This is a genomic window from Shewanella sp. DC2-4, assembly GCF_013248875.1.
In the GTDB taxonomy this organism is placed as follows: Bacteria; Pseudomonadota; Gammaproteobacteria; order Enterobacterales; family Shewanellaceae; genus Shewanella; species Shewanella oncorhynchi.
In genome coordinates this window covers 3511951-3526009 of record NZ_JABRVR010000002.1, presented here as the reverse complement: position 1 = coordinate 3526009, position 14059 = coordinate 3511951, and the positions used below count along the sequence as shown (strand labels likewise).

Here is a 14059-nt window from a genome sequence, read left to right as displayed (position 1 = left end):
ACTAAATTCTTCGTTTACTTTATAAGTGCTATTTTTAAATGCAGTGCTTATAAAATCGAGGGCTTTAGGGCGACACCATGGAAAAAAGTAAACTTCGTACTTTTCGCAGTAGAATTTTATCCCACATAGCCTTGCCTCTCATTTTAATTATGGCGAGTGTCTATGGTGTAAACGCTTGGTTTAGTTATATCTCCTCAGAGAATCGGCTTTACCATAGCCTGACACAAGAGGCGAGTCATTCGGCTTCTCGTCTGCAGTTTCTGCTCGAACATGCGCAGGCCAACACCCAAGGCCTTGCTGATTTTATTGGTTTTTTGTCAAGTAAAGAAGACATGAATGACACTGAGAGTGTTAAAAGTGTCTTGATGAATCGAGTCAAACGTAACCCTGATTTTTTTGGCTCCGCAGTCGCATTTAAACCTAATACCTTCCCCAATCGAAAGCTCTTTTCCCCCTATGTTTACCGCGATACAAGTGGTGGTAACGATTTACACTACCTCGATATTGGTGCTGAAGGCTACGACTATACCGATGGCACTTGGGATTGGTGGAGTAAGGCTATCAATCAAGCGAACGGTTATTGGTCAAAGGCATATTTTGATGAGGGGGCTGGGAATATTCTGATGTTGACCTATTCGGCTCCTTTTGGTGAGGTAGGCAATTATTTTGGAGTCGCCACGGTTGATTTAGCCTTAGATGGATTGCCAAAACAATTGGGGATTGCACCAAATCGTCTGGTGGTTTTAGACGATCAAGGGCGGCTTATTTATCATATAGATAAAGAAAAAGTGCTGGCAACGACTTCAGCCCAGTGGCTCGATAAGAATAAAAATGCCGATTTTTGGACGCTACAGGATAAAAGGCTTGATGGTCAAGCAAGGTTTGTTGATAACCAAGATGTTGTTTATCTTGCGAGTATTGCGACTGTCCCTCAATTAAAGTGGCGTGTGATTGTATTCGCGCCAGAACAAGATTTATTCAACTCCCTACTTGATGATCTAGCATCTATTATCCTCAATTTAAGTTTATTAACCCTCTTATTATTGCTGACTTGTTATCTGGCGGCGAAACGATTAACTCGGCCGTTAGAGCTACTCGAGTCGGGTATCTTGTCCTTTGGACAGGGTAAAGCTCAGCAGCTCATTGTACCTAAAGGTGCCGTGAGTGAAATAGTGACGCTGAGTACTACCTTCAATCAAATGGCGGAATTACTCGCAGAACGTGAACAAGCCATTCTTGATTCCCGCGGTAATCGCTTTGCGCGTCTAATTGATGGCATGAGTGAAAAGTCTTTCTACTGTTCCCTCGAACCCAATGGTCAACTCGCCCAGGTTAGTGAGGGGGTAACTAAGGTGTTGGGGATTACCCCTGATTTGCTCAAGCGCAAATATCAAAGGCTCTTCTCGGCTAATCCCCTCAATGAGAAGAACTGGGAATATACCGATTTGGCCTTAAAGGGCCAAAATGTGCCTTCGCACCAAGTGGAAATGCTGGATGAAAAAGGGCATTTAAGAAGACTCGATGTGTTTATGCAGCCGTTGTTATCAGATACGGGTGAGTTAATGTCGGTGGAGATGTTATTTACCGATGTTACTGAGCAGTTTTCAGCGGCAGTCTGGTCAAATGCCGTACTAGAAGCCGCTCCCGAGGCCATGCTCATCGTCGACGAACTTGGGAAAATCGTCTTTACTAACAGTCGCTGTCAGCAGCTCTTTGGATACGAAACGGGCGCTATGCTGGGTTTGCAGGTTGAGGCGTTATTGCCGCAAGAGTTAGGAAACGGGCATGTACTTGAGCGGCAAACATTCCTGCGCGAAGGCCGCGATAGAGGCATGGCAAATGCCCGTCATGTACGGGCGTTAAAAGCCGATGGTAATGAATTTATTGCGGAAATAGCGCTGAGTATTCTTCCCCCTGCCTTTGATGGACAAAGGCAAGTGGCGGCTTCAATACGCGATATGACACAAAAACTGGCCGTTGAGCAGAAGATCCGTGATAGCGAACAGCGTTTTCGTGGCTTAGTGACTAATATTCCCGGCGCCGTTTATCGGACTCGCATCGGGGATGTATGGTTCATGGAATATATCAGTGACAATATTGCTGAGATTACGGGTTATGCAGCGAGTCAGTTTATTGAAAATCGCCAACGTACCTTTGCTTCGCTGATTTTAGAGGAGGACAGGCCTACATGTCATTTGCATATTGATAGAGCACTCGCGCAGCAAGAAACCTTTGAAGTGGAATATCGTATCCGCCATCGCGATGGCAGTGTGCGCTGGGTGCATGAGAAAGGTAAGGCAAGTTATACCGAAGAGGGCGTTCCACTTTGGTTCGACGGCAGTATTGATGACATCACAGAGAGTAAGCTTGCTATAGGGCAGTTGGAGGCTTCGCGCCTGCAATTGACCAATATTACAGAGTCTATTCCTTGTACCGTGTACCAATTGTTGTGGCACTCGCCTACTGATCGCAGATTTACCTTTCTCTCTGGTGCGGCAATGAAAATGCTGGGGCTACATCGCGATGATCTAATGAGTAATTTTGACATCATAGCTGAGCGGATTTTTGATGAAGAAAGGCCCGATGTCGTGCGGGCATTGTCGGGTCAGAGTGAAGACAGACTGCAATGGATACGCGAGTTTCGTTATCGCCATCCCAATGGCAGCATTCGTTGGATGGAGGCGGGGGCGAGTGGCCATGTAGAAGATGGCGCCATTACTTGGAATGGGTATGTAATGGACATTACCCAACGCAAGAGCATAGAACAAGAGTTAGCCCTCAGTGAAGCGCACTTTAAGGCACTGTTCGATGGTGCGACCATTGGTATCGTCAATGTGGATGTTAAAGGCGTTATCTTAGATTGTAATGACCAATTCTGTGCCGATATGGCGCGGTCACGGGAGAGTTTACGCAATACCGCAATTTTTGAGGTCCTTAGCGCGCAAGATAAGCATATTGCCAAGGCGCAATTTAAGGAATTGGTCGGTGGCAAAATTGACCATTATCGTGGCGAGAGGAGTTTTATTCGTCCTTCCGGTGCGCCTTTATGGATGACGGTCAATGTGTCGGCATTGTTAGATGCCCAAGGACAATTTGAATCGGCTGTGATCAGCATGGTCGATATGACAGAGCTTAAATTGCTCTCCGATGAACTGTTACTTGCCAAAGAGCAAGCCGATGCCGCCAGTAAAGCAAAGGGTGACTTCTTGGCGAATATGTCCCACGAAATACGCACCCCAATGAATGCCATTATTGGCATGTCCCAGCTGTGCTTACAGACCGAATTAGATAAAAAACAGAAAAACTATGTGGAGAAGATTGAGAGGGCATCGCAGTCTTTACTGTCTATTATCAATGACATTCTGGATTTCTCTAAGATTGAAGCGGGTAAGCTCGACATCGAATCTGTGCCATTTCAGCTCGACACTATGCTGGAAGATCTCAGCGATATGTTCTCTGAGAAAGCCGCACATAAGCAGATTGAATTGTTATTTGCAGTCGCCCCTAACGTGCCGCGTTATTTATATGGTGATTCGCTACGCTTAGGTCAAGTGTTGATTAACTTGATGAATAACGCCATTAAATTCACCGAGCGGGGTGAAGTATTACTGTCGTTAAATCTTGTTGAACAGCAAGATGATGATGTCGTGCTGCGTTTTAGTGTGCGTGATAGCGGCATAGGCTTAACTGAGCAGCAGCAAGCAAAATTATTTAAATCCTTTACCCAAGCGGATACTTCAACCACCCGTAAATACGGTGGTACAGGCTTAGGCTTGGCTATTTGCAAGCAACTCGTTGAACTCATGGGGGGCAATATTGGTGTCGAAAGTCAATTTGGTCATGGCAGCACCTTCTATTTCACTGTGAAGTTACAAATTTCCGAGGGCCAAAAATTAGTGCTTGAGCAAGAGCTTGAGGGCATGTCTGTGCTGGTGGTAGATGATAACGCGACCGCTAGGGACATAATGCGTACAACGCTCGAAAGTATGGGCTTTAGAGTCGATACGGTTCGTTCAGGTGAAGAAGCAATAAGCCGCTGTTTACTGCAGACCTATGAAGTGGCATTAATCGATTGGAAAATGCCCAGTATGGACGGGTTAGAAACCGCCCGTCAGATCCAACTACAGGCTAAGTCTCAGCCTAAGATCTTTATGGTATCCGCCCATGCGAATCATGAATTTATCACTCAAATTGAGCAATTAGCACTGGCGGGGTACATCAGTAAACCCATCAGCGCCTCACGCATGCTCGATGGCATAATGAATGCGATTGGCCGTGAAGGCATATTGCCAGTCAGACGCCGTACCGAAGACCTGGCGCCGCAGTTATTATTGCCACTTCAAGGGAAGCGTATCTTATTAGTGGAAGATAACGAGATGAATCTCGAAGTCGCCAGCGAGTTTTTAGAGCAAGTGGGGATTATTTTATCCATAGCGACCAATGGACAAATTGCCTTAGATAAGCTATCCCAACAGCATTTCGATCTAGTGTTAATGGACTGTCAAATGCCGGTGATGGATGGTTATCAAGCCACTAAAGCGATAAGGAAAAGGCCTGAGTTGGCAAATTTACCTGTCGTCGCTATGACTGCGAATGCGATGGCTGGTGATAGAGATATGTGTCTTCGGGCTGGGATGAATGACCATATTGCCAAGCCCATAGAAGTGAATGTGCTCTATCAAACCCTATTGAAATACCTCGGATCTTCTTCTGGAATTTCTGCTGCGATAAGGACGGAAGCCTCAACTCAGTTAACTTCGTCCAGCGCACAGGGTGAAGTCAGCAATGGCGCTGATCAAACGGTATTGCTCAAGTGGCCAGAACATCCTGAGCTGGATATCGATAGAGGTTTGCAACTGGTGCAGCATTCGACGCGTCTTTACCAACGAATTTTTGATCGTTTTGTGAGCAGTCAACGTAATGTGGTGGAGCAGGTTCGCAAAGCGATTGCGGCGAATCAAGTCGAAGATGCGGTGCGTATCGCCCACACCCTTAAAGGCTTAGCGGGTAATTTAAGTTCGGCAAAGTTGGTGGAATTAGCGCGTTTGCTTGAGTTGCATTTAACAGAGAAAGTGCCCTATGAAGATGAATTGGTTCAAATTCAACCGCTAGTGTCCTCTATCTGCGATGCGATTGAACACGCCAAACCAGCAGCGGTGAATCAAGCCGAACCTCAAGCCGTTGATTTATTATCTGCTGAAGATTTAAGGGCGGCATTACAGGCCTTGCGGCAGAACTTAGATGATGCCGATGCCAGCGCAGTGGCAAAAATTGATGCGTTAAAGCCGAAGGTGAGTAGTGCGATGTGGCAAACATTAAGCCCCGCTTTATCTATGATTAACCAGTATCAGTTTGATGAGGCAATCGACTTAATTGACGATGTGATTACACAGTTAGGATAGAAAGCGGTAGCGCGAATTTATAATGCGTGACATTGAGTGGAGTTGTTAATGGAAAAAGCAACAATATTAGTCGTCGATGACACACCTGAGAATATCGATATTTTGATTGGTATTTTAGGTGATGATTACAAAGTCAAAGTGGCGATCGATGGCCCGAGGGCGTTAGCGTTAGTGACAAAATCGCGGCCTGACTTGATTTTACTCGATGTCATGATGCCAGGTATGAATGGCTATGAAGTCTGCAAGCTGCTAAAGCAAGAGCCGCTGACCAGCCATATTCCGGTGATCTTCGTGACCGCCTTATCTGAAATTGCTGATGAAGCCCAAGGTTTTGCATTGGGCGCGGTGGATTACATTACTAAGCCCGTAAGTGCGCCTGTCGTTAAAGCGCGGGTTAAAACGCATCTTGCGCTTTATGATCAAAAACGTCTACTCGAACAACAAGTTAAAGTTCGTACCCACGAATTAGAAGAAACCCGTTTCGAGATTATCCGTCGTCTTGGCCGTGCCGCTGAATACAAGGACAACGAGACGGGTCTACATGTTGTGCGTATGAGCCATTACGCCCGCATATTAGCGATAAAGCTCGGCTTACCGACGACCTTTTGTGACTTGATTTTTAATGCGGCGCCTATGCACGATATTGGTAAAATCGGTACGCCCGATGCAGTGCTGAAAAAGCCAGGGAAACTTGATGCGCAGGAATGGGAAATTATGCAGCAGCACGCCGCCATAGGTGCAGAAATTATTGGTGAACATAGTGATCCGTTATTGCAAATGGCCCGTCGTATCGCCTTAACTCACCATGAGAAGTGGGATGGTTCAGGTTACCCCAATGGCTTGGTAGGCGAAGAAATTCCCCTTGAAGGGCGTATCACCGCGATTGCGGATGTGTTCGATGCGCTGACTTCGCAACGGCCTTACAAGCAGGCTTGGACGATTGAAGCAACTATGGAGCTATTTGAAAATCAAGCGGGAAAACATTTCGATCCTAAGCTGGTGGAGGAGTTCAAGCAAATCCTGCCAGAAGCAATTGCCATTCGAGATACTTATTTAGAAAATTGATGCTCGAAGTGCATTGACTAAGATCAAGGCGCCATTGGCGCCTTTATTCTGCTTCAATATTTTATACTAATTATATTAAATCAAAGCATTACGCTTCATCTAATGAGTAGGGCAGTGCTTGGATCGTTAAATGTGATTGTTCATCGTCGGCAAAACGTAGCTGAGTATCATTAGCCGTGTCATTAGGAAGTACGGCGGTTAACAAGACTTGATTGCCACGCTGCACAAACTCAATGATTTGACCGCCACGGCGAAAACTGTCTTCCATCGCGATTTCGAGGCCTGATGCTAGGGTGATTTGAAGATTGGTGTGACCGCGCAAAATATACAGGGCGCGTTTATTACCACCACGATATTTCATTCGCGCTATGGTTTCTTGTCCCATGTAACAGCCCTTATTGAAGCTGATACCGTTAACCGCTTGTAGATTACACATCTGCGGTACGTACTGGCTGGCATGGCTGGCGGCAAGGTTGGGGTAACCCGCTGCAATCTCTAACGCTTGCCATGCACTGGCGTCAAATACACTCAGTTCCGATTGCGCAACTAAAGCTGCTGCGGCATCTGGTGTTAATACTAAAATAAAACGTTCGGCGTCTTTTAAAATCGCACCATTTTCAATGAGTGTGAGCTCTTGCTGAATGTCACCAAAATGTTTGTTCACGAATTGGCTTGCCTGTTCACCGGCAACCCCGAGCAGAGTCCACTCAGCGGATGCATTGCTTAGGGTGGCTTTACTAAAAACGGCATATTTTTGTAACTGGGGTAAATCGACTTCGATGGCATCCTTTGGCATCAACATAAAGAGTGCATCTTGAATGGCAAAGGTTCTGAAACTGGCCAGCATTTTACCTTTAGGATCGCAATGCGCGCCCCAGCGCCATTGATCTGTGGCCAATGAGCTGATGTCTGTGGTCACTTGGCCATGGATAAAACTGCGGCCTTGTTCTCCAACGACTTTGATGAGGCCCAAATGAGATAAGTTGGCAAGCATAAGTGGAGGCAAGGTAGCGTCCAGATCCCAATGGGGCGTAGAAACTGAAATAGTCATAGCGAGATCCTGAAAATGAAGACGATGTGAGAGGCTAGATTGTAACGGAATTCCAGTTGGCTCAAAAGCATAAGGCGCACATATCTGTGAATGATCTGTGCGCCTTATTATGTGTGCTTTAGTCGATAGGCTTAAAGCGAGTGGAGTTTAAAGTTTAAAACAGCACGCGGGTACGCAATGTACCTTCAATCGCTTTGAGTTCAACTAAGGCTTCTTCCGCTTGAGTGGTATCTACTTCCATCACGACATAACCAATTTCTGCAGTGGTCTGCAAATATTGGGCGGCGATGTTGATGCCTTTTTCCGAGAAGGCTTGGTTGATCTTGATCAACACGCCCGGACGGTTTTGGTGAATATGCAGCAAGCGCGAGGTGCCTTTATGGGTTGGTAATGACACTTCAGGGAAGTTAACCGCAGAAACGGTTGAGCCGTTGTCTGAGTATTTAGTGAGCTTACCTGCGACTTCGATACCAATGTTTTCTTGGGCTTCGGCCGTGCTACCGCCGACGTGCGGCGTGAGTAGAACATTGTCTAAACCGCGTAGAGGACTGATAAATTCATCGTCATTCGATTGTGGTTCAACGGGGAATACATCGATTGCTGCACCTGCGAGGTGACGTTCTTTTAACGCAACGGTTAAAGCTTCAATATCGACGACAGTACCGCGTGATGCGTTGATAAAGATGCTGCCCTTTTTCATTGCTGCAAACTCGGCAGCGCCTATCATGTCTTTTGTTTGTGGAGTTTCAGGGACATGTAAGCTTACTACATCAGCTTGTGCTAATAGGAGTTCCAACGAATGGACTTGTTGTGCGTTACCTAGTGGCAGTTTGTCTTCGATATCGAAGAACACGACGCGCATACCTAAGGTTTCCGCCAGAATGCCAAGTTGAGTACCAATATGGCCGTAACCAATCACACCTAAGGTTTTACCACGCACTTCATAGCTGCCCGCTGCGGTTTTCATCCAGCCGCCACGGTGAGCGATAGCGTTGCGTTCAGGGATACCCCGCATCAACATAATGATTTCGCCAATCACGAGTTCTGCAACACTGCGAGTGTTTGAGAAGGGAGCGTTAAATACTGGGATACCAAGGGATTCGGCGGTGGCAAGGTCAACTTGGTTGGTTCCAATACAGAAACATCCTATCGCGATTAACTTCTCGGCACGTTTCAGCACCTCTGCAGTTAATTGGGTACGCGAACGAAGTCCCACAAAATGCGCATCTTTAATGGACTCAAGTAAGGCTTCATCGCTTAAGGAAGCTTTGTGGTATTCGATATTGGTGTATCCCGCACGTTCAAATACATCGACCGCAGATTGGTGGACGCCTTCCAACAGCAGGATCTTGATCTTATCCTTGTCCAGCGAATGTTTCGCCATGATATGGGTACCCTCTAATTAATAGAAATGTTTCTTATGATATGCTCACAACCTTCACCTACCAAAGTAGCACTTTTTTTGCTCAGTGTGGAGGGCTAGATGGCTAAAGTTAATATTCTAAATTTAGAACAATATCGCATAAGAGGAAGAAACATTGAATAACAAAATCGCATGGTGCGGTATTTACCTCTCAGTTTTGGTGTGGTCGGCGATAAAACCCGCAGATCCTTTCACATGGTGGCTCGAAGCCTTGCCTGCATTGATTGCTGTACCGATTTTATTCTTTACTCGTAAACGTTTTCCACTGACACCTTTAGTATATTTTCTCGTCTTAATACACTGCTGTGTGTTGTTTGTAGGTGCTCATTATACTTACGCTGAAGTGCCGTTATTCGACACGATTGCCGATTGGATGGGTTCAGAACGTAATAATTACGATAAAGTGGGTCATTTTGCGCAAGGTTTTATCCCAGCCATGCTCGCCCGTGAAATTATGTTGCGTAATCAAGCTGTTAAACCTGGGGCTTGGTGTGCGTTTCTTGCCACTTGTTTTGTACTCGCTTTTTCGGCGTTTTATGAACTGATCGAATGGTGGGTTGCCGTGGCAACTGGCGAAGGGGCTGAAGCCTTTTTAGGGACTCAAGGCTATGTATGGGATACCCAATCTGACATGTTTCTTGCCCTCATTGGTGCTATTGTCGCGTTAGCTTTACTGTCTCGTTTTCAAGATAAACAAATCGCGAGACTCAAGCAGAGGATTTAGCGGCTAAAAGTGGGTGATGCTCTCTGTTTGAGTTGTAAGACTTTCTTCCCTGAAATATATGGTGTGAGTGTGATGACATTGAGTTGTCATACTTTAGTGTTGTTATTGTGTTTTCTTTGTGTTGCAACTTTGGATTGATAACGTCATAGTTGGAAAGTATTAGGTGCTGGGCGTTGGCCAAGTAAAACGGTATTTTTGACTGTTATTCCATTTTATTGTGGTGAGTTAGTCGAACCTACTAGCATTAAACAGGGAATAGTACATTTGGGTGATGTTTTTCAATCGTTAACTAGTCAGAATTAACTAGGTTAATGGAATGTTGAAAAATCTAACTAAAAAGACGAGTCAAACATACCATTTTGCAATAGAGAATACTTTTCAGGGAGGAGAGTCATTGAGCACAATTAATGAATTGGTTTTTTTACACCAAATGGCCGCGCCATGTCATTTAGCGTTACTCGCTGAATCCATAGGTTTGAAAACGCGTATAGTAAAGCATGCGGCAGAACTGGATTTAGACAAGAGTCGCCGTAGTTTTTATCTGATCACCCAAAAAGGTTCAGCATTAGATAACAAAGGGATACCTCTGTTAGCTTCGCGATTAGTGTCACATTTTCCTGTGGCGCTGTATCAAGTTGAGCGAGACTCCTTAGACCAAGAATCTGCAATGTTGCTCGGCATTCGAGGTATTTTATTTGCCGATCAACGTATGGATCTGATGTTAACGGGTTTACGTAAAATGGTGGCAGAGGAACTTTGGTACGATAGAACTTTGCTAAGCAAAATGTTCCGCCGTGTCGTACAAAAGTTAGAAGGTAATAATGAAATGCCCTCTGATACTGTGGCTATGCTGCAGATGCTGACATCCCGTGAACGCACTATCATTCAATTCGTATCGAGTGGTGCGAGAAATAAAGAAATCGCTCATAGGTTATGTATCAGCGAACATACAGTGAAGGCGCATATTTCTTCTATTTTCCGCAAGACCCAGTCTCGTAATCGGGTTGAGCTTTTACGTTGGGCGCAAACCTATCAAACTCACTTTGAGTTGTGCAGTTAGTCAGTTAAAGATATTGGTCGTTAGCTTTTCGCTGTGAGTGGTTAATGTTAATGATTACTAGCATATCAACATAGAAAAGCGGGAATGTTTATTTAAACATTCCCGCTTTTTGTTTAACACCCTTTTTATAAACCACCACCAAAGAGTTTAGCTGTGGTGGTTTAACAGTATTGACTAGTATTGCACTAAAGTGGCAACGTTCATATTGCCTGATTGGTTCACGTTGATGCTGTTGTTAGTGCCCGCTTGAGAACCTAACACTAAGTTGTCATTACCCGTTTGAGTGATTGACAGGCTGTTATTGTCACCGCTAACGCCAAATGAATTTGAAGCAAATGAAGTGTCGCTATCGCCGCCTACCCAGTTACCGTTACCTGATTGAGTAATTTGCGCGGTGTTTTCATCACCTTCAATAATCAGGTCAATAACGTTAAGATCGCCACTTTGAAGTGCGCTGACATCGGCATTGTTGTTGCCAGCAACAGAAATCAATGTTTCGTTCTCAGCGCCATCTTGCTCAACATCAACTTCGTTATCGCTACCCACGGCATCTACATAAGCAAAGTTCTCATCACCTTCTTGGCTAACTTCAATACTGTTATCTTGACCATCAGCGAAAGCAATGATTTCGTTGTTATCGCCTTTAGAAGATAAATCGAAGTCATTATCTGCACCGTATGCACCAAAGGTTGCGAAGTTCGCATCGCCTTTTTGTTTCAAGTCAACGTCGTTGCTATCGCCCCATACTTGGAACTCTGCACCGTTGACATCGCCTTTTTGAGTGATAGTAATATCGTTATCATCACCTTGGATATCTGCCACTAAAGTATCACCGATAGTGTTGCTGCTGCCATTTTGGGTAATATCGACACTGTTGTCATCACCCGTTGTCATAGCAAGATAAGCCGTGTTGCCGTTACCTTTTTGATCCATTGAAATATCGTTTTCGCTGCCGGCCAGTGCGTAAACGAAGCCAACATGGTTATCACCTTTTTGGACCATGTCTACTGTGTTGTCATTACCTGCAATACCTTTCGCTGCACCAAAGTTATTGTTACCCGCTTGATTAACAGAAACGTCGTTGTTGTTACCCACGTTAGCGGTTAAGTCGAGAGCGATTAAACCTGCTTGGTTGTTGTCACCGATTTGTGTGATTTTACCGTCGTTGTTGCTGCCTTCAACGCGAAAAACTGCAAAGTTTGCGTCGCCTTCTTGCTCAACAAACACGCTGTTTTCAGCGCCAGTGATTTCAACTTGGCTTTCGTTGACTTCGCCTAATTGGTTAACGAATACCGTGTTATCGTTGCCAGTAACATCGTTACTGCTTTGGTTAAAGAAACCATCTTGCGACACATTTACATTGTTGTTGTCACCTACAACATTTGCACTTGCCACATGCCAGTCAACTTGTTGCGTTATTTGGACCTTGTTATCATCACCCGTTGAATTAATAGCCGCTTCATGCCACACACCGTCTTGGATGACGGTTGCGGTTTGATCTCTACCTGTTTGTACAACCGCAGCGGCGTTAAGGCCACCCGTTTGTGAGACTAAAGTGTCTTGGGCTTGGCCTGACTGTACTACGCTAATTTCGCTCACTGTACTGGCAGCAAAAGCTTGACCGCTTAAACCTGTTGCAATGGCCAAAGCAATAAGTGATTTTTTAGCTTGTGATTTCATGTGACGCTCCCTGTTTAATATTGAGTTATTGAGATTGCAGCACCATCCGCAATCTGTTGAATCGAAAAGTTGCCGCTTCCTAGTTGGTTCAGTTGCACGAGATTGTCATTGCCAATTTGTGTCACTGAAGCCGTATTTTGACTGCCGACTTGCAGTAGTTGGACTTCATTGTTTGAACCAATCTGTGTGATTAGCGCATCGTTATCATTGCCCACTTGTGTTACATCGGCCTTGTTATCGCTGCCAGACTGGAACAGTAATCCTTGGTTGGCAGTGCCTTGTTGAACCAGCTCGATAAGGTTATCGCGACCGGAACGTTCCAGTAATGCCTGAAGGGTTACGGGTAACTCGTTGACATTCAGCTCTTGTGCTGAAGTCATACAACTACAGAGCAAGATCAGCGGCACCAAAAAGCGTATAGAGGTATTTGGCACGGGTGACTCCTTGCATCAAATATCTTGGGCTGCTTAAAGCAACTTGCATCCCAAATTCAGACCTGAAGATACGAGTCCCGTTAATATGTCGCAATTGGCCAAACGGGTATTTATTCTAGAAAGGATTAACGGAAGGTAAATGATGGCTGTATTTATATCGTATTGATTAAATAGATTTTATATGTTTATTGACGTATTTTTATTTAAGGGGTCTAGCCTAGTTGTCCTAGTAGTTAAGTCGTATTTGTTGTGAAGAGAGTATTTTTTTAAACAATGCAATAACAAGTGAAGGGAAATACATCGACTATCGCGTTTGCATTTTCTTGATAAAAAAGTACGCGTTTGTGCCAGCGAGAAACTGCTGTGGGGTTTAATTAACTGTAGCAACCTATGTCATTTACCCAGTGTGCAACAACAGGCTTCTTGTCCTTGCGGTAATGAATCCTAGGTTAAACAAAGGGACATTACTGAGAGCGGAAAATTAACCATTATTATGATTGAATTCCTTAATGGGGTAGAGAAAAGATTAATACTACTGTTTTATGCGAGATCAGTGCTTTTCTGGTTCTTTTAACTCTTCATGGAATGCTTCGGTACTGATTTGGCTTTTACGGTCTTCCAGTTGTTGCATCGCACTGTTATTACTCACAGTTAACGCATTGAAGCGAGTATTGATATCGTCCATTTCGTTAATGTATTCAGGATCGGTTTTCTCTTTATTTTGCCAATAACGCTTACGTTCTAATTTTTGCAATTCACTGGCGCGCAGAATTTCAAAATAGCTATTTTCCTGCTTAAGACGATATATTTCGCCGTCGAGTAACTGCAATAATTTTTCTTTAGAAATGGTTCTACTATTCAGTAGAGTGTGTAAGGGATCGACAGGAATGTCTCTTTTATCAGAGTCTACTTCAGTCGTTATCCCTAACTGGTATTCGATTTTATGTTGGCTAAATTCCTGCGGACAAGCGGTTTGGCTAAAGACAATTTTGTCATCTTTACGGCATTTATAAATGGTATTTGCCTGTATTGCAGTGGGCAAAATAACACAAATTAGGGTGAGTATCAGTCTTGCCATGAGGCCACAAATCCTTTGTACACTTGCATAGCTATTATGATTTAATTGTTTGATTAAGCATGATAAATAATGATTGTGACGTTTACATTATTATGCCTTTATAACCGTTTTTTATTAGGCTTAACCGGCTGTTAAGCCCAAT

General features: G+C 44.5%; 9 protein-coding genes. 4 read left to right on the top strand and 5 right to left on the bottom strand.

Annotation, left to right across the window (positions count from 1 at the left end):
* Positions 1 to 77: 77 nt before the first annotated feature.
* Positions 78 to 5402: a PAS domain S-box protein gene (locus HQQ92_RS16090; protein ID WP_173246734.1), complete on the top strand. Its 5325-nt coding sequence runs from the start codon at positions 78 to 80 to the stop codon at positions 5400 to 5402.
* Positions 5403 to 5450: 48 nt separating this feature from the next.
* Complete coding sequence (locus HQQ92_RS16085; RefSeq protein ID WP_028759378.1) at positions 5451 to 6467, top strand: two-component system response regulator; 1017 nt, start codon at positions 5451 to 5453, stop codon at positions 6465 to 6467.
* 88 nt (positions 6468 to 6555) lie between these two features.
* Here the strand turns inward: HQQ92_RS16085 and ygfZ are convergent, their stop codons facing one another.
* Together ygfZ and serA are read right to left on the bottom strand one after the other, a co-directional pair.
* Entirely contained in the window at positions 6556 to 7518 is a 963-nt protein-coding gene (gene ygfZ / locus HQQ92_RS16080) for a tRNA-modifying protein YgfZ (RefSeq protein ID WP_173246731.1), read from the bottom strand.
* A 154-nt stretch (positions 7519 to 7672) separates the two neighbouring features.
* Entirely contained in the window at positions 7673 to 8902 is a 1230-nt protein-coding gene (gene serA, locus HQQ92_RS16075; RefSeq protein ID WP_173246728.1) for a phosphoglycerate dehydrogenase, read from the bottom strand.
* Between the two features lie 154 nt (positions 8903 to 9056).
* On the opposite strand from serA, the gene HQQ92_RS16070 reads away from it, so the two are divergent.
* The gene (locus tag HQQ92_RS16070) at positions 9057 to 9665 is read left to right on the top strand and encodes a DUF2238 domain-containing protein (RefSeq protein ID WP_105251516.1); all 609 of its coding nucleotides are present in this window, start codon (positions 9057 to 9059) and stop codon (positions 9663 to 9665) included.
* A gap of 394 nt (positions 9666 to 10059) precedes the next feature.
* Positions 10060 to 10725, top strand: coding sequence for a LuxR C-terminal-related transcriptional regulator (locus tag HQQ92_RS16065; protein ID WP_014611267.1), 666 nt, complete (start codon positions 10060 to 10062; stop codon positions 10723 to 10725).
* A gap of 174 nt (positions 10726 to 10899) precedes the next feature.
* Here HQQ92_RS16065 and HQQ92_RS16060 read toward each other — a convergent pair whose 3' ends face one another.
* The 3 genes from HQQ92_RS16060 to HQQ92_RS16050 form a co-directional block, all read right to left on the bottom strand.
* Positions 10900 to 12405 carry a curlin gene (locus tag HQQ92_RS16060; RefSeq protein WP_173246725.1) on the bottom strand — a complete coding sequence of 502 codons (1506 nt, stop codon included), beginning with the start codon at positions 12403 to 12405 and terminating at the stop codon, positions 10900 to 10902.
* A gap of 14 nt (positions 12406 to 12419) precedes the next feature.
* Complete coding sequence (locus tag HQQ92_RS16055) at positions 12420 to 12839, bottom strand: curlin (RefSeq protein ID WP_105251518.1); 420 nt, start codon at positions 12837 to 12839, stop codon at positions 12420 to 12422.
* A 550-nt stretch (positions 12840 to 13389) separates the two neighbouring features.
* Positions 13390 to 13917: a DUF4124 domain-containing protein gene (locus HQQ92_RS16050; protein ID WP_131525367.1), complete on the bottom strand. Its 528-nt coding sequence runs from the start codon at positions 13915 to 13917 to the stop codon at positions 13390 to 13392.
* Between the last annotated feature and the right edge of the window lie 142 nt (positions 13918 to 14059).

Bases quoted from the DNA above. Each gene is read 5' to 3' on its own strand.
- ygfZ (WP_173246731.1), bottom strand. From the start codon at position 7,518: ATGACTATTTCAGTTTCTACGCCCCATTGGGATCTGGACGCTACCTTG.
- serA (WP_173246728.1), bottom strand. From the start codon at position 8,902: ATGGCGAAACATTCGCTGGACAAGGATAAGATCAAGATCCTGCTGTTG.
- HQQ92_RS16050 (WP_131525367.1), bottom strand. From the start codon at position 13,917: ATGGCAAGACTGATACTCACCCTAATTTGTGTTATTTTGCCCACTGCA.
- HQQ92_RS16085 (WP_028759378.1), top strand. From the start codon at position 5,451: ATGGAAAAAGCAACAATATTAGTCGTCGATGACACACCTGAGAATATC.
- HQQ92_RS16060 (WP_173246725.1), bottom strand. From the start codon at position 12,405: ATGAAATCACAAGCTAAAAAATCACTTATTGCTTTGGCCATTGCAACA.
- HQQ92_RS16090 (WP_173246734.1), top strand. From the start codon at position 78: ATGGAAAAAAGTAAACTTCGTACTTTTCGCAGTAGAATTTTATCCCAC.